The sequence below is a fragment of the Solibacillus sp. FSL R7-0668 genome (assembly GCF_038006205.1).
Lineage (GTDB): Bacteria > Bacillota > Bacilli > Bacillales_A > Planococcaceae > Solibacillus.
In genome coordinates, this window is the sequence record NZ_JBBOUU010000001.1 from 74,698 (window position 1) to 99,807 (window position 25,110).

A 25,110-nucleotide genomic window follows, 5' to 3' on the forward strand; every position below is an offset into this window, starting at 1 on the left:
TCCTCCTATATTATAAAAGTTGTTTAAATTCGTCAAAATTCGACATTGATTCCTTGTCTATTTAGAATCATACCAACTAATGCCATAAACGTCAATAAATTAGCATTCACATTTCCTTTGTTTTAGAAAGAAATTTGTTATATTTGTACTTTATGGTGATAAATTTAAAGATTTTTACCATTAATAAATATTCTTAGCTAAAAAGGTTCAGATTATTCCCAAAGTTTTGTAATGATTTTTCGACAAATGTGATTTGCAATAAACTTTCGTTGAAACAAATTTCGTACTTCGTTAGAATAAAGAGGATACTTAGCAAGCAAATGGAGGCTACATTCGTGAGTGAACAACAAACATTCTATATCACTACCCCAATTTATTATCCAAGTGGGAAGTTCCACATTGGTACGGCGTATACAACAGTTGCGTCAGATGCAATCGCTCGTTATAAACGTTTAAAAGGCTTTGACGTGCGTTTCTTAACAGGAATGGACGAGCACGGTCAAAAAATTCAAGAAAAAGCACAAGAAGTCGGCATGGCTCCTCAAGATTATGTGAACGAAATTGCAGAAAATGCCAAAAAATTATGGGCTACTATGGATATTTCCTATAATGATTTTATTCAAACTACCCAAAAGCGCCATATTGATGCAGTAGAAAAAATTTTCCAAAAGTTTTTAGATAATGGCGATATCTATAAGGGGGAGTATGAAGGCCTTTACTGTGTACCTTGTGAATCTTACTATACAGAGACGCAATTAGTTGATGGAAAGTGCCCAGATTGTGGTCGAAAAGTTCAAACAGTAAAAGAAGAATCTTACTTCTTTAATATGAAGAAATACGCCGATCGATTACTAAAATATTATGAAAATAATGTAGAATTTATTGAGCCAGAATCTCGTAAAAATGAGATGATTAATAACTTCATTAAACCAGGCTTAGAAGACTTATCTGTTTCGCGTACATCATTTGATTGGGGCATCAGAGTACCAGGCGATGCCAAGCATGTAATTTACGTATGGGTTGATGCATTATCCAACTATATTACCTCATTAGGGTACGGTTCTGATAATGAAGAGCTATTTAACAAATATTGGCCAGCGGATGTGCATGTAGTGGGTAAAGATATCGTACGTTTCCATACAATTTACTGGCCGATTTTCTTAATGGCATTAGATTTACCATTACCGAAGAAAATTTTTGCACACGGTTTCATTATGATGAAAGATGGTAAAATGTCGAAATCTAAAGGAAACGTTGTATATCCTGAGATGTTAATCGAACGTTACGGCTTAGATGCAACACGTTACTTCTTACTACGTGAATTACCATTTGGTCAAGATGGTGTGTTCTCACCAGAATCATTTGTAGAGCGTACGAATTTCGACTTAGCAAATGACTTAGGTAATCTTTTAAACCGCACTATTTCTATGATGAATAAATATTTTGATGGTGTGATTCCGACTGAAAACTTAGAAGCAACTGAATTTGATGCTGCACTAAAGGCACATGCTGAAAATGTTCGTGTTAAATATGAAGAGAGTATGGAAAAAATGCAGTTTAGTGTTGTGCTATCAGAGCTTTGGTCGCTTGTATCACGTACGAATAAATACATCGACGAAACAGCACCATGGGTATTAGCAAAGGACGAGGCAGATAAATCGAAATTAGCTGCAGTGATGAATTGTTTAGCGGAGAGTCTACGCCATATTGCCGTGATGATTCAACCATTTATGACAAATACACCAAAGCAAATTTTCGAACAATTAGGGTTAGATGAAAAATTATTAGCATGGGACACAATTGAAACATTCGGTAATATTATTCCGCAAAACATAAAAGTGGTAGAAAAAGGAACACCTATTTTCCCACGTTTAGATGTTGAGGTAGAAGTCGAATATATTCGCGAGCAAATGAAGGGCTCGGTAAAAACAGTAGAGGAAGAAGCACCTGCTGTAGAAGCGCCACAAACAGAGGAAATTACAATCGATGATTTCATGAAAGTAGATTTACGTGTGGCAACGGTGTTAGCTTGCGAACCTGTAGCAAAGGCAAAAAAATTATTGAAGTTACAAGTGGACCTTGGATATGAACAGCGCCAAGTTGTTTCAGGCATTGCTGAACATTACAAGCCAGAAGAGTTAATCGGTAAAAAAGTAATTGTTGTGGCAAACTTAAAGCCTGTGAATTTACGTGGCGAGCTTTCACAGGGCATGATTTTAGCAGGATCACATGATGGTGTATTAACATTAGCAACAGTCGATCCAAAACTGGCAAACGGCGCACAAGTGAAATAATTCGAAAAAGTCTGTTGAGCAACGACCAGTTCAACAGACTTTTCGTTATGCGGTTATTACCAGTTAAATACAATATTTTGAAATAGTATTTTGGCGGATAAATAAGGAACTTAAATAAGTAAATATACCTAATTTAATATCACCCCTCTATTTAAATGACAACATAATAGAAATCTGTAATATACACGTAATAATTCTGAAAACTAAGAAATATTAGTAATGAGTACAATACACGATAGGAGAATCGACTATGAGCACATATATTGACACACATGTTCACTTAAATGCAGAGCAGTATGAGGAAGATTTACAGGAAGTCATTGACCGAGCACTTGCGGCAAATTTAGAAAAAATGATTGTAATTGGCTTTGATCAGAAGACAATTGAGCGTGCCATCCAGTTAGCGAATGACTATGACTTTATTTATGCGGTGATTGGCTGGCATCCTGTTGATGCAATTGATTGTACAGAGGAATACTTGCTATGGATTGAGGAGTTGGCAAAGCATCCAAAAGTCGTAGGAATTGGTGAAACAGGGCTAGATTATCATTGGGACAAGTCGCCAAAAGATATACAGCAGTATTGGTTCCGCAAACAAATTCACTTAGCCCAAAAATTAAATTTACCGATTATCATCCATAACCGTGATGCAACAGCGGATGTCGTACGCATTCTAAAAGAAGAAAATGCAGCTTCGGTTGGTGGAATTATGCATTGCTTTGGCGGGAGTGTCGAAACAGCACGCGAATGCATTAATATGAATTTTATGATTAGTCTTGGAGGGCCTGTCACTTTTAAAAATGCGCGTCAGCCAAAAGAGGTTGCGACAGAAATTCCGTTAGAACATTTATTAATTGAGACAGATGCACCGTATTTGGCACCACATCCATATCGAGGGAAACGTAATGAGCCAGCTTATGTTACGTTAGTGGCTGAAGAAATTGCACGATTAAAGGAAATCTCGATAGAAGAAGTGGCGCAAAAAACGACAGAGAATGCTAAACGCTTTTTTAAAATTGAACAATAAAAACAGTTACAATAAACCACTATAATTTAACAGTTTATTGCAACTTCTTTTCCAAATTAATTTAATTCAAAACAACTTTTCTAACGCAATTTTCGTTGGATAGGTTTAAAAAATTTATACGCCTCCAATACTAGTTGTAACAAGATTTTGAGTAAAAAATGCATTTTTGGAGAAAATCATTTCGGTTGACAGTTTGAAATCAAGTCCGTATAATCCAACTTTGTATTAAGGAGGCGTTATTTTCATGTCAAAGCAAACCATGAAAAGCCAGTTCTTAGGATCATTGAGGAGTAAGCAAACAGGTGTAAGGATTTTATCGTTTGTCCTGTTTGTTTCAGTAATTGCATTCGTTCTTTATCACGGAACGAAAAATCCCGTTATGCTAGAAGCGAACGGAGAGACTACCAAGATTTATACACACGCAACTACGGTTGAGGAGTTTTTAGAAACTCAAGATTTAGATATATCACAGTATGATAAAGTCACCCCCTCACTGAGTACCAAGATTGATAGTGGAATGTCAATCGATTGGGAACAGGCAAAAGAAATAGTAATTTCAGTTGATGGAAATCAGTCAAAAGTTTGGACAACTGAAAATGTAGTGAAGAACATTTTGGAAGAAGCAAATATCGAAGTAACAAAGCATGATTTAGTATCACAAAGCTTAGATACAGAAGTAGGAGCAGATAACAAAATCGATATTCAAAAGGCGTTTCAGTTAACGCTTGTCGATGGCTTAGAAAAGAGACAAGTATGGTCCACTTCGACTACGGTCGCTAACTTTTTAAAACAACAAGACATTCAATTAGCAGAATCGGATCGTGTCGATAAAAATTTGGAGGATGTTATCACTCCAAATGATAAAATCGCAGTTGTTCGCGTAGAAAAGGTTACCGATGTAGTGGAAGAATCAGTAGATTTCGCAGTTGAAAAGAAAAACGATTCTTCTTTATTGAAGGGCGATGAAAAAGTCGTTACAGAAGGTAAAAAAGGTAAGGTAGAACGCACATACAATATCGTGAAAGAAAACGGTAATGTTGTGTCGAAAGAAATAGTTGCGGAAAAAATCGTAGAACAGCCAAAGACTAAAGTGGTTGCGGTTGGTACGAAAGTCGTTACAGCAAGCGTATCTCGTTCTGGTGAGCCAGCAACAGGTAAGGAATTTTATGTAGAGGCTACCGCATATACACCCTATTGTGCAGGCTGCTCAGGTATTTCGGCAGCCGGTGTTAACTTGCGCGCAAATCCAGATTTAAAATTAGTTGCAGTGGATCCTCGCGTAATTCCGCTTGGTACGAAGGTTTGGGTTGAAGGCTACGGCTATGCTGTTGCTGGAGATACTGGCGGTGCGATTAAGGGTAATAAAATTGATATTTTAGTACAAACAAAGGCTCAAGCAAATAGCTGGGGTCGTAAAAAGGTACGCATTAAAGTATTAAATTAAGATGTTGTTTTTATAGATCTACCACTTCCAAAATGTATAGTAGCTTTCTCGCTTTTTGACTGATAGCGAGAAAGCTTTTTTCGCTGTTAAGGAAATGATAAATTTTCGCATTGAGGATAGCGTTAATAAAAATTTATCGTACGTCTAGGTTAAAGCGCTTTAGCACTTTTGATCTTCACAATCACGTACGCAAGTAACCAAACGAAATCTATGGTAAAATAGCGAAAGACTAAGTTAGAAAAGAGGAGCATTTCTTGGACATACAAGAGATTATCGTTGTTGAAGGAAAAGACGATACAACAGCAGTAAAGCGCGCAACTGGAGCTGATACAATTGAAACAAATGGTTCAGCCATTTCTGATGAAATACTTCGTCGTATAGCACATGCACAAAAAAAGCGTGGTGTTATTGTATTTACCGATCCAGATTATCCAGGTCGTCGTATTCGAGCTATTATCGAAGAACGCGTACCCGGAGTAAAGCATGCGTTTTTAGCCAAAGCCAAAACAATCGCTAAAAATGGTAAAGGATTAGGCATAGAGCATGCGTGCGACGCGGATATTTGTGAAGCATTACGCAATGTCTATACAATCGCCGATTCACAAATAGAGGAAATAATAACATTAGAAGATTTAATGACAGCCAAATTAATCGGTCATCCGCAATCGAAAATGCGACGCGATCGATTAGGTGAAATTTTAAATATAGGTATGACCAACGGCAAGCAGCTGCACAAAAGATTAATGATGTTCCAAATTACAACTGAGCAGTTTGCCCAAGCGATTCAAGCATTAGACCAGGAGGATAAGCATGTATAAAGACATCGCCACACCGATTCGTACGAAAGAAATTTTAGAAAAGTATGGATTTTCATTCAAAAAGAGTTTAGGTCAAAATTTTTTAATCGACCCAAATATTCTCCGCAATATTGTAAGCCATGCACATTTAACAGAAAATAGTGGTGCCATTGAAGTAGGTCCTGGTATTGGTGCATTAACAGAGCATTTAGCGCGTGAAGCACAGAAGGTTGTATCCTTTGAAATCGACCAACGCTTATTACCCGTATTAGAGGACACATTAAGCCCATATGATAATGTCACAATCGTGCATTCAGATATTTTAAAAGCAGATGTTGTGAAAGTAATCGAACAGGAAATGCCGGGAATCGATGATATTATGGTCGTTGCGAACTTACCGTATTATGTAACAACACCAATCCTAATGAAGTTATTAAATGACCGTCTACCAATCCGTGGATTTGTTGTAATGATGCAAAAGGAAGTGGCTGATCGTATTACGGCACAGCCAGGTACAAAAGCCTATGGTTCATTATCAATCGCCATTCAGTATTATTGCACCGCTGAAATTGCAATGATTGTCCCAAAAACTGTGTTTATGCCGCAGCCCAATGTTGACTCAGCGGTTATTCGTTTAATTAAGCATGATACGCCACCAGTACAAGTCATTGATGAGGATTTCTTGTTTGAAGTATCCCGTGCTTCTTTTGCGCAACGACGTAAAACGATTTTTAATAATTTACAAACAGGTCTTGTAAACGGTAAGCAAAACAAAGAGTGGATTGTCAAAGCATTAGAAGAGGCAGGCATAGATCCAACTCGTCGCGGTGAAACATTATCGATTCAAGAATTTGGTAAATTGGCAGACTGCTTACATCCACACTTTTGTGTTCGACAATAATGTGAAAAACGGACTAAAAAAAGTTAATAAAAATTAAATAAAAAAGTTGACGACTATGTAGCGCGGTGATAAAATAATATACTTTGTTGACAATTTTTTTGGGTTGTGATACACTATTTTACAGTGAGGTGTATGCAAAAATGCCAAAAACGTTAGCAGACATTAAAAAGTCATTAGATGCTCATTTGGGCAAACGTTTGCAATTAAAAGCAAACGGTGGTCGCAAGAAAACAGTTGAATGCGAAGGGATTTTGAGTGATACGTATCATGCCGTTTTCGTTATTGAACTGCACGAAAAGGATAATGCGTGCAAGCGCGTGTCTTACAGCTATACAGATATACTTACCGAAGCAGTAGAGATTACTTTTTTAGATGATGCAGTAGCAGCCATCAAATAGTTTTTCTAGTACTTATTTTTATATGTTGAAAAAAGCGCTCCTTTTTGTGAGTGTTTTTTTATTTTTTGCACATGCTAAAAGCGTCAACGAAAAAGGAGGTTTTTTGCATGGCGAAACAAAAAATCATGTCGAGTCGTCTAAAGGAAGAGATTGCCAAAGAACTTGGATTTTATGACGTAGTAGAACGTGAGGGTTGGGGCGGTATTAAAGCCCGTGATGCAGGAAACATGGTCAAACGTGCAGTTGAAATGGCTCAGGAAAGCTTAGCTAATCAGTCTACACAAAACAACCAAAAATAAGTTGACGCAAATCAGCACCTCCGTAAGTAAAATTTACGGGGTGCTGATTTTGTTTTTTTAAACACGATTATTTTAATCATAATAAAATGACCTTTCACGTAATGTTCACGCATTCGTATGTTAAAATAAAAAATAATAAAATTGATCGCGTAACGAATGCGTGCCTTACAAGTAGGAGGAATTTTTAATGTTTTATGTAAAAGCACCCGCTAAAATTAATTTAACACTCGATGTACTATATAAGCGCCCAGATCATTATCATGAGGTCGAAATGATAATGACAACGGTAGATTTAGCAGATCGTATTGGGCTTGAATCACGAGCAGATGGACTCATTAAAATTGCTTCAACAGATAATTTTGTACCGGATGATCAGCGCAACTTTGCTTATCAAGCTGCAGAGTTGTTAAAAAATACATACGGCATCTCTGAAGGCGTAACAATTACAATTGAAAAGGAAATTCCCATCGCGGCCGGCTTAGCAGGCGGCAGTAGTGATGCTGCAGCGACACTTCGTGGTTTAAATGAGCTTTGGCAATTAAATTTAACACTGGATGAGCTAGCGGTACTTGGTGCGAAAATTGGTTCGGATGTTTCGTTCTGTGTCTATGGTGGCACAGCCTTAGCAACAGGTCGTGGAGAAATAATTGAAGAACTCCCAGCACCACCAACGAGCTGGGTTGTATTAGCAAAGCCAAAAATTGGTGTTTCAACCGCTGATGTCTATGGCGGCTTGAAAATTGAGGGTCTAAAGCATCCAAATACAAAGCAAATGATTACAGCTATTGAAAATAATGATTATGACTTAATGTGCAAGTCTGTAGGCAATGTTTTGGAAACCGTAACATTTAAGCTACATCCAGAGGTAGTTATGCTGAAAGAGCAAATGCACCGTTTTGGCGCGGACGCTGTACTAATGAGTGGTAGTGGTCCGACGGTATTTGGTCTAGTAGAAAATGAAGCACGAGTTAGTCGTATTTATAACGGCCTGCGTGGTTTTTGTGAAGAAGTATACGTAGTTCGAATGTTAGGTGAACGAAATCCACTTGCATAAACACGTATAATTATGGTAATTTGACTATTAAATATTCGTTATTTAACTCAATTCAGCAAAATGTTTTATACCTAAAGCAAAGCGACAGGAACGGAAATGCCTTTCTTCTATAGATAGGATATAAACCCTGGCTGAATGAAGTGAATACCCCGGCGGATGTCGCTGATTTTTAGGGGAGTTTTTCGAGAGTGCTCGAAAAACATCTGGACGCAATTACGTAGAGACGTAATTAATAAAAACACATGTTTAGGAGAGGGTCGCATGAAATGGAAGCGTAGTGAACGCCTTGTAGATATGACGTATTATCTGCTTGAGCATCCACATCAGTTGATCCCGCTAACTTATTTTTCTGAGCTTTACAGTTCTGCAAAGTCTTCCATTAGTGAAGATTTAACAATTGTGAAGGAAACATTTGAAGAAAAAGGAATCGGGCTTTTAATTACCGTACCTGGGGCAGCAGGCGGTGTAAAATACATCCCAAAAATGGCTGAACAAGAAGTACATGAAGTAATTGGGGAATTTATGAATGAATTAGGGCAATCAGATCGATTATTACCGGGTGGTTATTTATTTATGACGGATCTTTTAGGAAGTCCGGATTTAATGAACCGCGTTGGGAAAGTTTTTGCGAGCGTTTTTGCCAACCAACAAATTGACGTTATTATGACAGTTGCAACAAAGGGAATTTCGATTGCTCATGCAATTGCAAGACATTTAAATGTACCCGTTGTTGTTGTGCGCCGTGACAGCAAGGTAACAGAGGGCTCAACGGTAAGTATTAATTATGTATCTGGATCTTCTCGTCGTATTCAAACGATGGTGTTATCTAAACGTAGTATGAAGAGTGGTCAACGTGTATTAATTACGGATGATTTCATGAAAGTCGGCGGTACGATGAACGGCATGAAAAATTTACTTGAAGAATTTGATTGTGAGCTAGCAGGTATAGCGGTGTTAGTAGAAGCCGAGCATGCGGATGAAACATTAGTCGATGATTATTATTCTTTAGTGAAATTACATGAAGTAAACGAGAAAGATCGTACTATTGCATTAAGTGAAGGTAATTTTTTTCAAAAGGAGAGAAATTAAAATGAAAACTGTAGCAACAACAAATGCACCAGCAGCAATCGGTCCATATGCACAAGGGATTATCGTCAACAATATGTTTTATTCTTCAGGTCAAATTCCATTAACCGCAACAGGCGAATTAGTGGAGGGCGATATTGAAACACAAACGAATCAAGTATTTGAAAACTTAAAAGCGGTTCTTGCAGCAGCGGGTTCTTCATTAGACCAAGTAGTGAAAACAACCGTCTTTATGAAGGATATGAATGACTTCGTAGCAATGAACGAAGTCTATGCCTCACATTTTGGTGACCACAAACCAGCGCGCTCGGCAGTAGAAGTCGCACGCTTACCAAAGGATGTAAAAGTAGAAATCGAAGTTATTGCGCTAGTAAAATAATACATTTGCACCATTTTCCTTGTAGGGAGAGTGGTGTTTTTCACGTCTATAAAGCTTTTAAATTATGACTAAATCGCCACTTAATCAACTGAATATTTCGTTTATTTTAATAATTATAAAAATTGTGGATAGAAAAATATTACATTTTATTGTATTCTATTGATAAATGATGCATATTTAAGAAATTAGGTGATTCTAAAAGGAAGAAATCTTCGTATTTCTTGAATGATACGTCATTATTATGCGCATCTAAGTATAGGGAGGGTATTTCATTATGGAAGTAACAGACGTAAGGTTACGCCGTGTTCAAACAGACGGACGTATGCGTGCCATTGCATCGATTACATTAGACGATGAGTTTGTAATTCATGATATTCGAGTAATTGATGGCAATACAGGTTTATTTGTAGCGATGCCGAGCAAGCGAACGCCGGATGGAGAGTTCCGTGATATCGCACATCCAATCAATTCGAATACGCGTAATAAAATTCAAGAAATCGTTTTAGAAGCATTTCATGCATCCGCTGACGAAAATACGGAAGACGTGTTGGCGTTAGAAGAAGCGAATGTGTAATAAAACACTTAGGAGTCACTCAAAAAAAATGAGAGGGCTCTTTTTTTATGAAGTTTTAGAGGATTTTATGTTCTATAACAGAAAAAAAGGGAATAATGTCGATAAAGAAGTAATAGAAAAGCCTGAGTATCAAAAGGCATCCATTTTGAAGGGGCATAAAAGAAAGCTAAACGTTTAAAAATATTTTAATTTCAAACCTTTGTCAAGTCTGAATACCTTGAAAAGATAGTGAATTTACTATATAGTCATAAGTGAAAATGAGCTAAAATGGAGGACTTATAAAATGTCGAATATTTTTGCAATTATTTTGGCTGCTGGTCAAGGTACGCGCATGAAGTCCAAATTATATAAAGTGTTACATCCAGTTTGTGGGAAACCTATGGTAGAACATGTAATTGATCATATTGGCTCTCTAGAAGTTGAACGTGTCGTTACAGTTGTAGGCCATGGTGCAGAGCTTGTAAAGGAAACACTTGGAGATAAGAGTGAGTATGTTTTACAAGCGGAGCAACTTGGTACAGCGCATGCCGTTCAACAAGCTGAACCAATTTTAGGCAGCTTAGAAGGTACTACGCTTGTTGTCTGTGGCGATACACCACTAATTCGTCCTGAAACAATGCAAGCATTATTTGCACATCATGAGGCAAATCATGCGAAAGCAACAATTTTGACAGCCGTTGCAGAAAACCCAACTGGCTATGGACGCATTATTCGTGATGCGGCTGGTCAAGTGGCGCAAATTGTTGAGCAAAAGGATGCTTCAGCAGAACAACAGCTTGTAAAAGAAATTAACACAGGCACGTATTGCTTTGATAACAAAGCATTATTCGCAGCATTAAAGCAAGTAAAAAATGACAATGCACAAGGGGAATACTACTTACCAGACGTCATTGAAATTTTACAAAAGCAAGGAGAAGTTGTCGCAGCTTATGTTACGGAAAACTTCGACGAAACGCTTGGTGTAAATGATCGTTTTGCTTTATCACAGGCAGAAGAATTAATGCGTGCACGTATTAATGAGCGCCATATGCGTAATGGTGTCACAATCATCAATCCAGCAACAACTCATATTAGTGCAGATGCTGTGATTGGGAGTGACTCGGTTCTTTTACCGGGTGTCATCATCGAAGGTCAAACAGTCATCGGCGAAGATTGTAAAATCGGTCCAAATAGTCATATCGTGAATAGCCAAATTGGTAATAACACAACGATTCATAGTTCTGTGGTGTTAGATAGCCAAGTTGGTAACGAAACAGCTGTTGGTCCATTTGCTCATCTACGCCCACAATCAACATTAGGCGATCATGTAAAAATCGGTAACTTTGTTGAGGTGAAGAAGAGCAAGCTAGGTGATGATACAAAAGTATCGCACTTAAGCTACATTGGTGACGCAGAAATTGGTAGCAACGTCAATATTGGTTGCGGTTCGATTACTGTAAACTATGACGGGAAAAACAAATTTAAAACAACGATTGAAGACGATGTATTTGTTGGGTGTAATTCAAACTTAGTTGCACCGGTGACACTGAAAAAAGGGTCATTCATCGCAGCTGGATCGACAATTACAAAAGAAGTTCCAGAGGATGCATTAGCAATTGGGCGTGCACGTCAGGAAAACAAATTAGGCTATGTAAGTAAGTTAAATTCAAAATAAAATTATCTAAAATTCAGGAGGCCATCATGCCGTATCAATACGCTGACTCAAAATTAAAAATCTTCTCATTAAACTCAAACAATCCCCTTGCCAAAGAGATTGCAGACGAAATGGGTGTAGAACTAGGGAAATCATCTGTTAAACACTTTAGTGATGGAGAAATCCAAATTAGCATTGAAGAAAGTATTCGTGGGATGGATGTATTTATTGTTCAATCTACTTCTGCTCCTGTAAATGAGCATTTAATGGAACTTTTAATTATGGTTGATGCTGTTAAACGTGCATCTGCTCGTACAGTAAACGTAGTAATGCCTTACTATGGCTATGCACGTCAAGACCGTAAAGCAAAAGCACGTGAGCCAATCACTGCTAAATTAGTTGCAAACTTACTTGAAACTGCTGGTGCTACACGTGTAATCGTATTAGATTTACACGCACCTCAAATTCAAGGTTTCTTCGATATTTTAATCGACCACTTAGTAGCAGTACCTTTACTTGCTGAACATTTCGGTTCAAAAGGTTTCAATGAAGACGAATTAGTAATTGTTTCTCCAGACCACGGTGGTGTAACGCGTGCTCGTAAAATGGCAGAGCGTTTAAAAGCACCGATTGCAATTATTGATAAACGCCGTCCAAAACCAAACGTAGCGGAAGTTATGAACATTGTCGGTAACGTAGATGGAAAAGTATGTATCTTAATCGATGATATTATCGATACAGCAGGTACAATTACGATCGGTGCAGAAGCATTAATTAAGAGCGGTGCAAAAGAAGTTTACGCTTGCTGTTCACACCCAGTATTATCTGGCCCAGCAATCGAGCGTATTGAAAATTCTTCGATTAAAGAATTAGTGGTAACAAACACAATTCAATTAAGCGAAGATAAGCTATCTCCAAAAATCAAGCAATTATCCGTTGCAAAATTAATGGCAGATGCAATCTCTCGTGTTTATGAAAATAAATCAGTAAGTACTTTATTTGATTAATGGATAAGTGAAGTAGCTTAGGAATTAAATTTCCTAGGCTGCTTTTTTATTTTCCATGTTTAAATAATGGGCGAGTAGGGAAAACATATATCTGTATTCTAATTTAAGGGGGATATGAAGATGACAACAGTATTAAAAGCCAATAAGCGAGAAGCTGGGAAGCGTTCAACATTAACCCAATTACGAAAAGGTGGCCAGTTAGCTGCGGTGCTTTATGGTTATCAAACAGAATCAACGCCGATTTCATTGGATTATCAAGAAACGGCAAAGGCAGTACAGTCTCAGGGATATACGAGTGTATTTAAAATTGAGATTGACGGCAAACAGATGAATGCCGTTTTAACAGATATTCAGCGAGATGCGATTAAAGGTCATGTAAAGCATGTTGATTTCCTTGCCATTAACATGAAAGAAGAGCTAGAAGTGGACGTGCCAATTTTATTAGTCGGCACTTCAGTTGGTGTAAAAGAAGGTGGTGTCTTAACACAACCGAATCATACCGTGAAAGTAAAGGTAAAACCGAGTGAAATTCCAGACAATCTTGAAATCGATATTTCTGGACTAGCTATTGGTGATACATTATCGGTAGGACATGTCCGTGACAATTATAGCCAATTTACAATCGTTGAGGAAGATGCGTACACATTGGCAACAGTAACACCACCAGCACCACAAGTTGAAGAAGCAGAGGCTGACAATGTTACAGCAGATGATGGAGAAGCAACGCAAGACTAGCAATTAGCTGACAATCCAGATCATAAAGATAAATATGTGAAAGCCGTCCTATATTTGGGACGGTTTTTATTTTTTTAAAAAAACTTCGACTTCCGAAAGAAAATCAGTATAATGAGATTGATAAGAGCAAATATTAAGAAAAATAGAGGTTTAAATGAAAACATATAATGAAAAAATGAGTATTTATCACGGCATGGCTTCAGCTGTAGCACAAAATACTTCAAATAGCTATGTTCCGATTTTTGCGATGACGATTCTTGGCGCAACGAATTATCAAGTCGGACTCATTAGCTCATTACCACCACTTGTAACGCTTATTATGACGTTACCAGCAGCTATTTTATTAAACCGCGCGATCGAGCAAAAAAAATTAGTTGCCTTTTCAGTTGTTGCGGCACGCTTTATCTTTTTATTAATTGCCTTTGTAAGCTATGTGCCGGGGAGCTTTGGTTCGTGGCTATTATTAGGGCTAATCGCCACGATGAGTATCCCCAATACGATGGCTACTATGGGGTGGCAATCGTTTATTGGTAATTTAATAGAAGACCATCGCCGTGCGCAATTTTTTAGTGACCGCAATCGTTTACTAACAATTGTAGGACTTGTGGTGACATTAACCATTGGTGTCGTTATGAAAGATATGACGACGAATAAATTAGCCTATCAAATCTTATTTATGTTTACGTTTTTAGTTGGGCTCGTGGAATTATATTTCATTATCAAGCATGACGAGCCCGTACGCGATATAAAGGAAGAGAAAAACCGGGCAATGAATTGGTCCATTTTCAAAAATAATCAGTATGTCCTATTTTTAGTCATTGCGCTCGTTTTTAACTTTGGCTGGCAAATGGCATGGGGTCTTTTTAATATTTATAATGTGCGTTATGCGGAAGCAACAATTTTCTGGATTAGTATGTTTAATGTGGCAAATATGTTAGCGCAAATTTTTTCATTTGGCTTATGGAAAAAGTGGTCTGAAAAATACGGCAATATGCGTGTGTTTGTATGGGTGGCATTTGGGATGTCGACCGCGCCACTATCTATGGTGTTATCGACAAACTTGTATTATTTAACGGCAATGTCGATGTTGTCGGGCGTTTTCGTTTCGGGTACGGTGCTCATTTTATTTAATTTATTACTTGAAAATTCACCGCAAGAAGTACGTACATATTGTATTACATCTTACAATGTATTGTTGGCCATTATCGCCTTTACGTCTCCGCAAATCGGCATTTGGCTATTAGAAACATATTCGATGGATGTGGCAATGTATTTATCGACAGCCGTACGCTTTTTAGCAGCAGTAGGTTTCTTTGTTTTGTATTTCGTCCGAAAAAAACGCAGCGCTACCTAAATCAAGCTGTCTCACTTTTCAAATCAATCTATGGTAAAATAGAAGCGATTAGAGAAAAAGGATGCGATATGTAGTGAAATTAATTATTGGTTTAGGGAATCCTGGCAAACCATATGAACATACACGCCATAACATTGGATTTGATGTCATTGATGAATTAGCAAATCGCTGGAATGCCCCATTAAATCAAAGTAAGTTTAATGGCATGTATGCAAGCGTGCATCGTCCTGAAGGCAAAGTCATTTTATTGAAGCCTTTAACATATATGAATTTATCGGGTGAAAGTGTGCGCCCGCTTATGGATTATTTTGATATTGACCTAGAAGATATCATTGTGATTTACGATGATTTAGATTTAGAAACAGGCAAATTACGCTTACGTGCAAAGGGAAGTGCAGGTGGCCATAACGGTATTAAATCACTGATTCAGCACTTAGGCACGCAAGAATTTAATCGGATTCGTGTGGGGGTCAATCGTCCACCAGCAGGTATGAAAGTGGCAGACTATGTGCTATCGAAGTTTTCAAAAGAAGATCAGCCAGTTGTGAAAGAAGCGATTGATAAAAGCTGTGACGCAGTTGAAATGGCATTAAAAAAGCCATTTTTAGAAGTAATGAATCAATTTAACGGCGCATAATTTCAAACCAATACGGCTATACTTTACCATATACGACGTATAAAGGAGGCATATTACATGCCGATTCGTTATCGCTGTCGACATTGTAAGGTAGAGATGGGAAGCTTACCATTTGATGCGGAAAAAACGATTCATAAGCTGCATTTATTTGAAATCGGTGAAATGGATGATTTCGTTGAAAAAAACGAGCAAGGTGAAACGATTGTCCACAGTATTTGTGAGCATTGTGAGCAGTCATTACGCCAGTTCCCAGATTATTATGCACTGAAAAAATGGTTACAGTAAAGGAGGGAGTTGCTTTGGTCGCGAATATTCGCGCCAAGGCTTTTTCCGTTTTACTATTCGTCAATTAAAGCAGAAAGGAGCTTGAATATGAGTACGATTCACCAATTGTTTTTACAAGATAAGCAGATTCATAATTTTTTGCAACAACTACAGTCTGGAACGGCAAATGATAGTCTCATAACAGGGCTAACAGGCAGTGCGAGGCCAGCATTAATTCATTCTATATTTGAAGAAACGAATAAATCGATTTATATTTTGTCATCAAACTTATTGCAAGGTCAAAAGCTCGTCGATGATTTAAGTGCGCTCGTTGGGGAAGATATGGTTCATTACTATCCAGCAGAAGAGTTTATCGCAGCGAATGTGACAACTTCATCACCAGAATTACGTGCACAGCGTATTGCGACACTAGGGCGTTTAATAAATAAGGAACGCGGTATTTATATCATTCCTGTGGCTGGCATGCGCAAAATGCTGAACGCACCAAAGGATTGGTCTGGCCATGAATTACAAACAGCTGTAGGACAAGATATTATCGTAGAAAATTGGTTACATATGTTGGTCGAAATAGGCTACACCCGTAGTGAAATGGTCACATCACCAGGTGAGTTTGCATTGCGTGGAGGCATTTTAGACGTATACCCGCCTTATATGGATAATCCCGTACGTTTAGAGCTATTTGATACAGAGGTTGATTCAATTCGTACGTTTTCAGCAGACGATCAACGTTCCATTGAAAAATTACAACAGCTGACAATTTTACCGGCAACCGAGCTGTTCATCACAAATGCCCAGCGTGTTATTTTAGCAGAGCGTTTAGAGGCGTCCCTTGCGACAAGTTTGAAAAAGGTGCGCAAAAAAGAAACGCAAGAGCTACTACTAGAACATATTGGGCAGGATATAGAGCTATTGCGTCACGGGCAATTACCAGACCATCTTGCAAAATACGGTTCGTTATTATTTGAAAAACCTCACTTTTTAGGCGATTATTTTGCGCAGGATGGGATTGTATTATTTGATGAGCTTGGTCGCATTCAAGAAGTGATGGAGGCGTGGGAGCGCGAAGAACATGAGTGGTTTATTTCTTTGATTGAAGATGGCAAAATGCTACATGATGTCAAGCCGTCGTTTTCATTGAAAGAAGTGCTCTCCATGCTCCAGCAACCAAAGCTCTATTTTGCCTTATTTACACGGACATTTGCTGGTGTGACAGTGAAAAAGACCATCAATTTTTCATGTAAGCCAATGCAACAGTTCCATGGACAAATGGCGTTATTACAAAACGAGATTGCGCGATGGTTACAAGAGAAGTTTGTTGTGCTATTTACAGCGGATTCTGACGAGCGTATGAAGGCAATTCAAAATTTAATGGACGACTACCATATTCAAGCGACCATTGGTTTTGCTAATGCACCAGGAGTTTATATTGTCAATGCGGCATTGTCAGCCGGCTTTGAATTGCCACAGCAACGTCTAGCCGTTGTAACAGATGATGAATTATTCAAGCAGCAGGCGAAGAAAAAATCACGTCCACAGCAAATGACTAATGCAGAGCGTATTAAATCCTATACCGAAATCAAACCAGGTGATTATGTAGTGCATGTGCATCATGGGATAGGGAAATATATCGGGATAGAAACGCTCGTCGTGAGCAATACACATAAAGATTATTTACATGTACGGTACCGTGAAGATGATAAGCTATATGTGCCGGTTGATCAAATTGAGTTAATTCAACGCTATGTACCATCAGGTGAAAAAGAGCCAAAGCTACATAAGCTAGGTGGCACAGAGTGGAAAAAGACGCATACAAAGGTTTCAAAAGCTGTACAGGATATTGCGGATGATTTAATCAAGCTCTATGCCAAGCGCGAGGCAGAAAAGGGCTTTGCATTTTCACCGGATTCAGATGAGCAGCGCAGCTTTGAGGCAGCTTTCCCATATGAAGAAACCGAAGACCAATTACGTACAATCGTTGAAGTGAAAAAAGATATGGAACGCGAACGCCCGATGGATCGCCTTGTTTGTGGTGATGTTGGCTATGGTAAAACAGAAGTAGCGATTCGCGCGGCCTTTAAAGCGATTTTAGATGGCAAGCAAGTCGCCTTTTTGGTACCTACAACGATTTTAGCGCAGCAGCATTACGAAACGATTGCCAAGCGTTTTGAAGACTATGCGATCAATGTGGGGCTACTTAGTCGTTTCCGTTCGAAAAAGCAGCAGACAGAAACGTTAAAAGGTTTACGCGAAGGTACGGTGGATATCGTCATTGGTACGCACCGTATTTTATCAAAGGACGTCGCGTATCATGATTTAGGCTTACTCATTGTCGATGAAGAACAGCGCTTTGGTGTAACACATAAAGAAAAAATTAAGCAGCTACGTACGAATGTTGACGTATTAACGTTAACCGCAACACCAATTCCACGAACGCTGCATATGTCGATGGTCGGTGTGCGCGATTTATCGGTCATTGAAACACCACCACAAAACCGTTTCCCAGTACAAACGTATGTAATGGAGCATAATGGTGCGCTGGTGCGTGAAGCTATCGAGCGTGAAATGGCGCGTGGAGGGCAAGTGTTTTATTTATACAACCGCGTTGAGGATATTACACGTCGCGTCGAGGAAATTCAAATGCTTGTCCCAGATGCGCGTGTAGCGTTTGCACACGGTCGGATGACAGAGGCAAAACTAGAATCCGTTATTTTATCGTTTATCGATGGGGAATATGATGTATTGGTAACGACAACGATTATCGAAACCGGTGTCGATATTCCAAATGTAAATACATTGATTGTGCATGATGCAGATCGCATGGGCTTATCGCAGCTGTATCAATTGCGTGGGCGTGTGGGGCGTTCCAATCGTATTGCCTATGCGTACTTTATGTATGAGCGCGATAAGGTGCTAACAGAGGTCGCCGAGCAGCGTCTACAAGCGGTAAAGGAATTCACAGAGCTTGGTTCAGGCTTCAAAATTGCGATGCGTGATTTATCGATTCGTGGTGCCGGAAATTTACTAGGTGCACAGCAGCATGGATTTATCGATTCAGTCGGCTTCGATCTCTATTCGCAAATGCTTGAAGAGGCAGTTGAAGAGCGTCGCACAGGGGTGAAAAAAGAAGAGAAGCCAGATATCGAAGTAATGATGCATATAGATGCGTATATTCCAGATGCCTATATCCCAGATGGCTATCAAAAAATCCAGATGTATAAGCGCATTAAAGCGATGGAGCGTTTGGAGGATTACGGTGAAATTATCGATGAAATGCAGGACCGATTTGGTGATTTACCTGTTGAAACGGAGCGCTTGATGCGTATAGCCCGTATGAAGGTATGGGCAGCACAAGCAGGAGTTCTATCCATTAAAGAAAAACAGCAAGTGGTATCGATTACATTATCTGAAGAAGGAACGCAAAACGCTGACGGGGCGAAAATTGTTGAGCAGTCAATGAGCTTTGGACGCGCAGTGGGCTTTGGAATGGAAGGTATTCAGCTTGTAATTACCATCGATTATCAGAAATGTGGCAATCAATTACCGTTTGATGTGGTAGAAAAAATGATGGAAGTCATTGCAGGGGCAAAAAAGGAAAGCTAAAAGGGAAAAGAGGGATAGTAGAAGTAATTCACTTCTTACTATCCCTTTTTTATATGAATAAACTATAATTCTACTATCGATTTTATAGAGTGCTGAGCGCTATAGTGAACACCATGCTGATAATTTAGTCGTTGGAATAGCTCTTCGCGATTGCGATGCTCCTGACGTAATGCTAAAAATTGTTTTTCACGTGTTGTGGAGGTCATTGTAAGATCCCGTTGACCGTTTGGTTTTTCTAAATAACGTTTAAAAATACCATTTTCAAATTTTGAAATAGCCTCCACACGTTTAGGTACACTTTTCGGGTAATGCGCTAAATGCGTCCCAGCATAATATTGTTGTTGACGATATGCATCTGGTGTAGAGACAATCGCATCGACTTTTAGCATTTCCAACACCTCCTATATATTCTGTTACCGTTTTTTTTGCAAACCAAACTAATAGGAACTTAAACTAATAAAAATTTGATTGTCGTTAATCGAATTACGTAAAAAGCTTGTAAAAAGCGAATGAATAAAAAATTTCATGAGCAAGGCATGCATAGCTTTAATTCTTTTTAGCCAAACTAGTAGCATCTTGATGTAACTAGATGTGAAAGTGAGGGAACATAAACGATGAAAGCAACAGGAATAGTTCGTCGCATCGATGATTTAGGTCGTGTTGTCATCCCGAAAGAAATTCGTAGAACATTGCGTATTCGTGAAGGTGATCCGTTAGAAATTTATACTGACCGAGAAGGTGAGGTCATTTTAAAAAAATATTCACCCATTAATGATTTAGGTGAATTTGCTCAACAATATGTGGAAAGCCTATTTGAAATTATAGGTACGCCAGCATGTATTAGTGACCGTGATGAGATGATTGCCGTTGCAGGTGTCTCTAAAAAAGATTACTTAGCGAGACGGTTGACGATTTTTTCTGAAGATAGTATTAAAAGTCGTACAACAACCGTTGAAAAGCTAGAGCAATCCATTGAGCTTGTGACAGGGCAGCATGAGCAAGTAAAATCCTTCTGTATTGTGCCCATTATTGCGCAAGGTGATTCGATTGGAGCCGTTTACTTATTTTCAAAGGTGCATTTCATAGGAGATGTGGAACAGAAGGCCGCAGAAGCAGCAGCCAATTTTTTAGCAAAACAAATGGAAAACTAAATGCTCAAAACAACGTCCATGAAAAGTGGGCGTTTTTGTTTGTGAATAGGAAAGTATAATGTCCTTTCAAGGAATTTACATTAGAAAGACCAGTATTTCGCGTTAATTGCCGCGAAATGTGTTTTTCCAATGCTAGAACGTCTAATTTTACAAATGGCGTTTCATGCTATAATTAATACATTGTATGCAGTAGAGAAGGGAAATAGAATGTCTTCGCAAAATTTTGGAATGAAAAATTATATGAAGGGTGCGCTATTACTGACAATGGCAGCACTGATTGTCAAAATATTAAGTGCGGTTTACCGAGTGCCTTTTCAAAATCTAGTAGGCGACCAAGGCTTTTATGTCTATCAACAAGTTTATCCATTTATTTCATTTTTTGTTGTTTGGACATCAAGCGGGTTTGCGGTAGCGATTTCCAAAATGCTAGCAGATATTGAAGCACGAAGCGGTACGGCCATAGAAAAGCGTGCTGTATCACGCGTTATTTTTATTTATTTAACCGTGCTCTCACTACTATTTTTTAGTTTGCTATTTTTTGGAGCGGATACATTGGCTGCTTTGATGGACGATGCCGAGTTAGCGGGATTACTGAAAATAGGCGCGTTCATTACATTGTGTATGCCGCTAGTCGCTTTATTAAAAGGGACCTTTCAAGCGAGTAATGATATGCGACCGGTTGCCTACGCACAAGTATTTGAACAAACGATTCGTGTGGCGATCATATTATTTGGAACGAATGTGCTGCTACAGTTTACTACTTCTGTGTATAATGCGGGGAAAATGGCGGTATTAGGAACGGTCATTGGTGAAGTAGCTGGAATGATTCTGTTATTATTATTTTTAAAACGGGAACAGCAGCCCATTGTGAGAATAAAAGTCGCGGTTTGGCCCATTTTAAAGGAGGTCACGCTCTATAGTATCGCGATTAGCATGAGTGCGTTATTACTATTATGTTTTCAACTGGTGGATTCTTTTACGATTTTTAAAATGCTTGTGGCATCTGGTATGGAAGTCGTTCAAGCAATGGAAGCAAAAGGAATTTATGACCGGGGGCAGCCGCTTGTGCAGCTTGGGATTGTCATTGCGACATCACTTTCCTTAGCGATTGTCCCGCTTGTTGCAATAAAAGCAAAGGCAAGCAATGGACGTGGGGCAAAACCGTTTATTCAATTGACCTATCGTAGCTCGCTATTATTTGGTGTAGCAGCAGCGTTAGGACTTCTACTGGTGATGCCCTATGTAAACATGCTTTTATTTACGACTGATAGCTATTCCAATACATTGCGCTTATATGTCGTGCAAATTATCCCGCTATCAATTATCTTAACGTTTACGGCGGTGTTGCAAGGCTATAGTAAATTAAAAATGCCTGCGCTCTTTTTGCTGATGAGCATTGTGTTAAAATGGGTCGGAAATATGTTACTTATCCCGACTTTAGGTGTGTTAGGTGCAGCAATCGCAAGTACAGGGGGCTTAATTTTCGCAGCAGTGGCATTCGTTCTTTATATGAAAAAAATAGCGGTAAGCCGTTTAGCATCGGCCATGTATTATCGAAAGCTACTTGTCGCAAGTAGTGCAATGATTGTGACCGTCTTGTGCGCGGTATTCCTTTTAGATTTGGTGTTTACAGCGCCTGTGATGCGTCGCTCGGTAGCGCTTATTTATAGTGGAGTTCTCGTAGCGCTCGGGGCATTTAGTTTTATTACAGTGGTAGCGAAAATGCGCGTGTTGACGGAAAAGGACTGGTTTTTAATTCCTTTAGGTCGTCGCATGGCGATGTATCAATTATGGTTAAATCGAAAGAAGTAGGTGTATTGTGTGAATCAATTATCAGTCATCGGCTTAGGTGCAGCCGATTTTGAACAAATGCAAATGGGTGTTTATAAAAAGATAAAAGCCGCAAAAAATTTATATGTGCGTACAGAAGATCATCCTGTACTACAGGATTTAAAAAAGGAAGGGCTCACATTTCAGAGCTTTGACGAAGTGTACATTAAGCACGGTGCATTCGGTCCTGTATACGAGGAAATTGCAGAGCGCTTAATTAAAGCTGTGGAAAAGGAAGACATTATGTATGCTGTACCAGGGCATCCATTAGTGGCGGAGCAAACGGTGCAGCATTTAATCGAGGCAGACCGTCAAGGCAAAATCAAGCTTGTGATCGAGGGTGGCCAAAGCTTCTTAGATCCGATTTTTGGCGCATTAAAAATTGACCCTATCGAAGGCTTCCAGCTCTTAGACGGCACAAGCATGTCCATGCATGACATTAATATGCGTCAACACATATTAATTGCGCAAGTGTATGATTCCTTCAGTGCATCTGAAGTCAAGCTCACATTAATGGAAAAATACCGTGATGACTATCCCGTCACGATTGTCACAGCAGCGGGTTCGTCGCAAGAGCAATTACGCACGGTGCCATTATATGAGCTAGATCAAGCAGCAGAAATTAATAATTTAACGACGGTTTATGTACCACCTGTCAAAGCAGACGAAGAAGCATTACGTGATTGGGTAACATTCCGTCAAATCATTGCGAAATTGCGTGGCCCAGATGGATGTCCTTGGGATCAAAAGCAAACGCATGAATCATTGAAGAAATATTTATTAGAAGAGACACATGAATTTTTAGCTGCGGTCGATGCAGAGGACGACTTCGCAATGGTAGAAGAGCTTGGGGATGTACTTTTACAAGTATTCTTACATGCACAAATCGGTGAGGATAATGGTTACTTCACATTAGAAGAGGTACTCGCATCCATCAGCGAAAAAATGATTCGCCGCCATCCACATGTGTTTGGGGATGTATCCGTAGAAGATGCCGATGCCGTTGTTGCAAACTGGGAAGCGATAAAGAAGGAAGAAAAAGGCGCGATAGGGGACGAGCCGTTACTTAAAAGTGAATATCGCCCTGAATCCGCACTTCAAACCTCATATAACTATCAGAAAAAAGCAGCAACAGTGGGCTTTGATTGGCCAAATGTAGAAGACGCATGGGATAAATTTGCGGAAGAATGGCAAGAATTCCGTGAAGAAATTACAAATGGTGAAGCAACAAGCCGCATGGATGAATTTGGAGATGTATTGTTCACATTAGTCAACTTGGCACGCTTCTACAAGATTTCACCAGAAGAGGCGATGCTACATGCCAATGAAAAATTCGCGCGTCGCTTTAACTTTGTAGAAAGCAGTGTGAAAAATAGCGGCAAAGCATTTAGTGATTTTACGTTAGATGAATTAGATCTTTTTTGGGATGAAGCAAAACGATTAGAAAAAGGAGAGTAATGAGATGCGCTTAGATAAATTTTTAAAAGTTTCACGTTTAATTAAACGCCGTACATTAGCAAAAGAAGTAGCCGTACAAGGCCGTATCACGATTAATGGTAAAGTGGCAAAGGCTAGTAGCACAGTCAAAGTAGGCGATGAGCTAGCGATTCGCTTCGGACAAAAAATTGTCACAGCACGTGTAGAGGAAATACGCGAAAATGTGAAAAAAGAAGATGCATTAAAAATGTTTACCATTCTTAAAGAAGAACGTCTTGAAAAAGTCGAGCCAGAATTTATTGATGATGAAGAATAGAAATGAAGCATGACAGAAAAATCTGTCATGCTTTTTTTTAAACAAGCATATAGTGTACAACTATGAAGGATAAGGGGGATTGGCATGACAATTCATCAAGAAAGTACACGCTATACAATTTCTTCAGGAGATCACTTAGTAACGGTACGTAATCGAAAACGAATGGACATGACATCAGTAAAAAGCATTGAACGCTTCGATCAAGAGGAATTTTTTGTGAACACATCAGAAGGACATTTACTCATCCGCGGGGAAGAATTACGCATTGTGCATTTAGATGTAGATAAGGGATTATTGACATTAGAAGGAGAAGTCAAACAATTGCAATACGATGATAGCGAAAGCGGATTATCGAAAAGCTTCCTCCATAAATTGTTTGGATGATGAGTACACAGCTTGTAAGCATTATTGTCATGTTTATAAGCGGGATTGCCGTGGGTATGGTTATTGATGGGACAAGAATCATCACAAGACAATTGCCGATAAAATTTATTCGTGATATCGCACGTCCTCTAGAAGGACTCGTTTGGCTCGTACTAGCGATAAGCACATTTTACTTACTGTTTTTAATTAAGGGAGGTCAATGGCGACTTGTTGATCCACTCGCACAAATCGTAGGGATTATGAGTTATGAGCTGTTTTTCCAAAGGAGTGCGCGTTTTATCGGAAGGGTTTTTGTGAATCTTGTGGTGAAGCCCATTTATTTAATTGGACATGTCTTCGTGATGCTTATTCGTAAAATTGTGATGCTAATAATCGCTTTTTGTATAGTAATCACCAATCCATTTATTAAAGTTTTTAAGAAATATTTGTTAAAAAGCTTTAAAATAAAGAAGTGAACTCGTATAATGATAACAACTATTTGAACGCAA

At 38.9% G+C, this 25,110-nt stretch carries 25 protein-coding genes; 24 read left to right on the forward strand and 1 reads right to left on the reverse strand.

Features of this window, described 5'->3' with window-relative positions:
- Positions 1-335 precede the first annotated feature (335 nt).
- The 18 genes from metG (at position 336) to mfd (ending at position 19,504) form a co-directional block, all read left to right on the forward strand.
- Positions 336-2,294 (forward strand): methionine--tRNA ligase, encoded by a 1,959-nt coding sequence (gene metG / locus MKX47_RS00345; RefSeq protein ID WP_340769947.1) that lies wholly within the window; start codon positions 336-338, stop codon positions 2,292-2,294.
- 250 nt (positions 2,295-2,544) lie between these two features.
- The gene (locus MKX47_RS00350; RefSeq protein WP_340769950.1) at positions 2,545-3,321 is read left to right on the forward strand and encodes a TatD family hydrolase; all 777 of its coding nucleotides are present in this window, start codon (positions 2,545-2,547) and stop codon (positions 3,319-3,321) included.
- Between the two features lie 244 nt (positions 3,322-3,565).
- On the forward strand, positions 3,566-4,765 hold the full coding sequence (locus MKX47_RS00355; protein ID WP_340769953.1) for a ubiquitin-like domain-containing protein: 1,200 nt from the start codon (positions 3,566-3,568) through the stop codon (positions 4,763-4,765).
- 254 nt (positions 4,766-5,019) lie between these two features.
- Positions 5,020-5,583 carry a ribonuclease M5 gene (gene rnmV, locus MKX47_RS00360; protein WP_340769955.1) on the forward strand — a complete coding sequence of 188 codons (564 nt, stop codon included), beginning with the start codon at positions 5,020-5,022 and terminating at the stop codon, positions 5,581-5,583.
- Entirely contained in the window at positions 5,576-6,463 is an 888-nt protein-coding gene (rsmA, locus tag MKX47_RS00365) for a 16S rRNA (adenine(1518)-N(6)/adenine(1519)-N(6))-dimethyltransferase RsmA (protein ID WP_340769957.1), read from the forward strand. Before rnmV ends, rsmA begins: the two co-directional genes overlap by 8 nt.
- A gap of 140 nt (positions 6,464-6,603) precedes the next feature.
- Positions 6,604-6,861 carry a biofilm formation stimulator Veg gene (veg, locus tag MKX47_RS00370; protein WP_340769959.1) on the forward strand — a complete coding sequence of 86 codons (258 nt, stop codon included), beginning with the start codon at positions 6,604-6,606 and terminating at the stop codon, positions 6,859-6,861.
- A gap of 107 nt (positions 6,862-6,968) precedes the next feature.
- Positions 6,969-7,160: a small, acid-soluble spore protein, alpha/beta type gene (locus MKX47_RS00375; RefSeq protein WP_340769961.1), complete on the forward strand. Its 192-nt coding sequence runs from the start codon at positions 6,969-6,971 to the stop codon at positions 7,158-7,160.
- Between the two features lie 187 nt (positions 7,161-7,347).
- Positions 7,348-8,214, forward strand: a complete 867-nt coding sequence (gene ispE, locus MKX47_RS00380) for a 4-(cytidine 5'-diphospho)-2-C-methyl-D-erythritol kinase (protein ID WP_340769962.1) — start codon at positions 7,348-7,350, stop codon at positions 8,212-8,214.
- A gap of 261 nt (positions 8,215-8,475) precedes the next feature.
- Positions 8,476-9,303, forward strand: coding sequence for a pur operon repressor (purR, locus tag MKX47_RS00385; RefSeq protein ID WP_340769963.1), 828 nt, complete (start codon positions 8,476-8,478; stop codon positions 9,301-9,303).
- Position 9,304: 1 nt separating this feature from the next.
- Positions 9,305-9,679 (forward strand): RidA family protein, encoded by a 375-nt coding sequence (locus MKX47_RS00390; RefSeq protein ID WP_340769965.1) that lies wholly within the window; start codon positions 9,305-9,307, stop codon positions 9,677-9,679.
- 274 nt (positions 9,680-9,953) lie between these two features.
- Entirely contained in the window at positions 9,954-10,253 is a 300-nt protein-coding gene (gene spoVG, locus MKX47_RS00395) for a septation regulator SpoVG (RefSeq protein ID WP_340769967.1), read from the forward strand.
- Between the two features lie 283 nt (positions 10,254-10,536).
- Positions 10,537-11,907, forward strand: coding sequence for a bifunctional UDP-N-acetylglucosamine diphosphorylase/glucosamine-1-phosphate N-acetyltransferase GlmU (gene glmU, locus MKX47_RS00400; RefSeq protein ID WP_340769969.1), 1,371 nt, complete (start codon positions 10,537-10,539; stop codon positions 11,905-11,907).
- Between the two features lie 26 nt (positions 11,908-11,933).
- The gene (locus tag MKX47_RS00405) at positions 11,934-12,893 is read left to right on the forward strand and encodes a ribose-phosphate diphosphokinase (protein WP_340769972.1); all 960 of its coding nucleotides are present in this window, start codon (positions 11,934-11,936) and stop codon (positions 12,891-12,893) included.
- A gap of 120 nt (positions 12,894-13,013) precedes the next feature.
- A complete protein-coding gene (locus tag MKX47_RS00410; RefSeq protein ID WP_340769974.1) occupies positions 13,014-13,628 on the forward strand; it encodes a 50S ribosomal protein L25/general stress protein Ctc in 615 nt (204 codons plus the stop codon).
- Between the two features lie 154 nt (positions 13,629-13,782).
- The gene (locus MKX47_RS00415) at positions 13,783-14,982 is read left to right on the forward strand and encodes an MFS transporter (RefSeq protein ID WP_340769976.1); all 1,200 of its coding nucleotides are present in this window, start codon (positions 13,783-13,785) and stop codon (positions 14,980-14,982) included.
- A gap of 73 nt (positions 14,983-15,055) precedes the next feature.
- On the forward strand, positions 15,056-15,619 hold the full coding sequence (pth, locus tag MKX47_RS00420) for an aminoacyl-tRNA hydrolase (RefSeq protein WP_340769977.1): 564 nt from the start codon (positions 15,056-15,058) through the stop codon (positions 15,617-15,619).
- A 57-nt stretch (positions 15,620-15,676) separates the two neighbouring features.
- A complete protein-coding gene (locus tag MKX47_RS00425) occupies positions 15,677-15,904 on the forward strand; it encodes an anti-sigma-F factor Fin (RefSeq protein WP_340769979.1) in 228 nt (75 codons plus the stop codon).
- 87 nt (positions 15,905-15,991) lie between these two features.
- Positions 15,992-19,504 carry a transcription-repair coupling factor gene (mfd, locus tag MKX47_RS00430; protein WP_340769981.1) on the forward strand — a complete coding sequence of 1,171 codons (3,513 nt, stop codon included), beginning with the start codon at positions 15,992-15,994 and terminating at the stop codon, positions 19,502-19,504.
- 62 nt (positions 19,505-19,566) lie between these two features.
- Here the strand turns inward: mfd and MKX47_RS00435 are convergent, their stop codons facing one another.
- The gene (locus tag MKX47_RS00435) at positions 19,567-19,893 is read right to left on the reverse strand and encodes a hypothetical protein (protein ID WP_340769983.1); all 327 of its coding nucleotides are present in this window, start codon (positions 19,891-19,893) and stop codon (positions 19,567-19,569) included.
- A 225-nt stretch (positions 19,894-20,118) separates the two neighbouring features.
- Here MKX47_RS00435 and spoVT point away from each other — a divergent pair, with 225 nt between their 5' ends.
- From spoVT to yabQ, 6 genes are all read left to right on the forward strand, one after another.
- On the forward strand, positions 20,119-20,655 hold the full coding sequence (gene spoVT, locus MKX47_RS00440) for a stage V sporulation protein T (protein WP_340769984.1): 537 nt from the start codon (positions 20,119-20,121) through the stop codon (positions 20,653-20,655).
- Positions 20,656-20,862: 207 nt separating this feature from the next.
- The gene (locus tag MKX47_RS00445; RefSeq protein WP_340769986.1) at positions 20,863-22,467 is read left to right on the forward strand and encodes a putative polysaccharide biosynthesis protein; all 1,605 of its coding nucleotides are present in this window, start codon (positions 20,863-20,865) and stop codon (positions 22,465-22,467) included.
- Between the two features lie 9 nt (positions 22,468-22,476).
- Complete coding sequence (gene mazG / locus MKX47_RS00450) at positions 22,477-23,943, forward strand: nucleoside triphosphate pyrophosphohydrolase (protein ID WP_340769988.1); 1,467 nt, start codon at positions 22,477-22,479, stop codon at positions 23,941-23,943.
- 4 nt (positions 23,944-23,947) lie between these two features.
- Positions 23,948-24,238, forward strand: coding sequence for an RNA-binding S4 domain-containing protein (locus MKX47_RS00455; RefSeq protein WP_340769991.1), 291 nt, complete (start codon positions 23,948-23,950; stop codon positions 24,236-24,238).
- An 84-nt stretch (positions 24,239-24,322) separates the two neighbouring features.
- Positions 24,323-24,622: a sporulation protein YabP gene (yabP, locus tag MKX47_RS00460; RefSeq protein ID WP_340769993.1), complete on the forward strand. Its 300-nt coding sequence runs from the start codon at positions 24,323-24,325 to the stop codon at positions 24,620-24,622.
- Positions 24,622-25,077 carry a spore cortex biosynthesis protein YabQ gene (gene yabQ / locus MKX47_RS00465; protein WP_340769994.1) on the forward strand — a complete coding sequence of 152 codons (456 nt, stop codon included), beginning with the start codon at positions 24,622-24,624 and terminating at the stop codon, positions 25,075-25,077. Before yabP ends, yabQ begins: the two co-directional genes overlap by 1 nt.
- Positions 25,078-25,110: the final 33 nt, after the last annotated feature.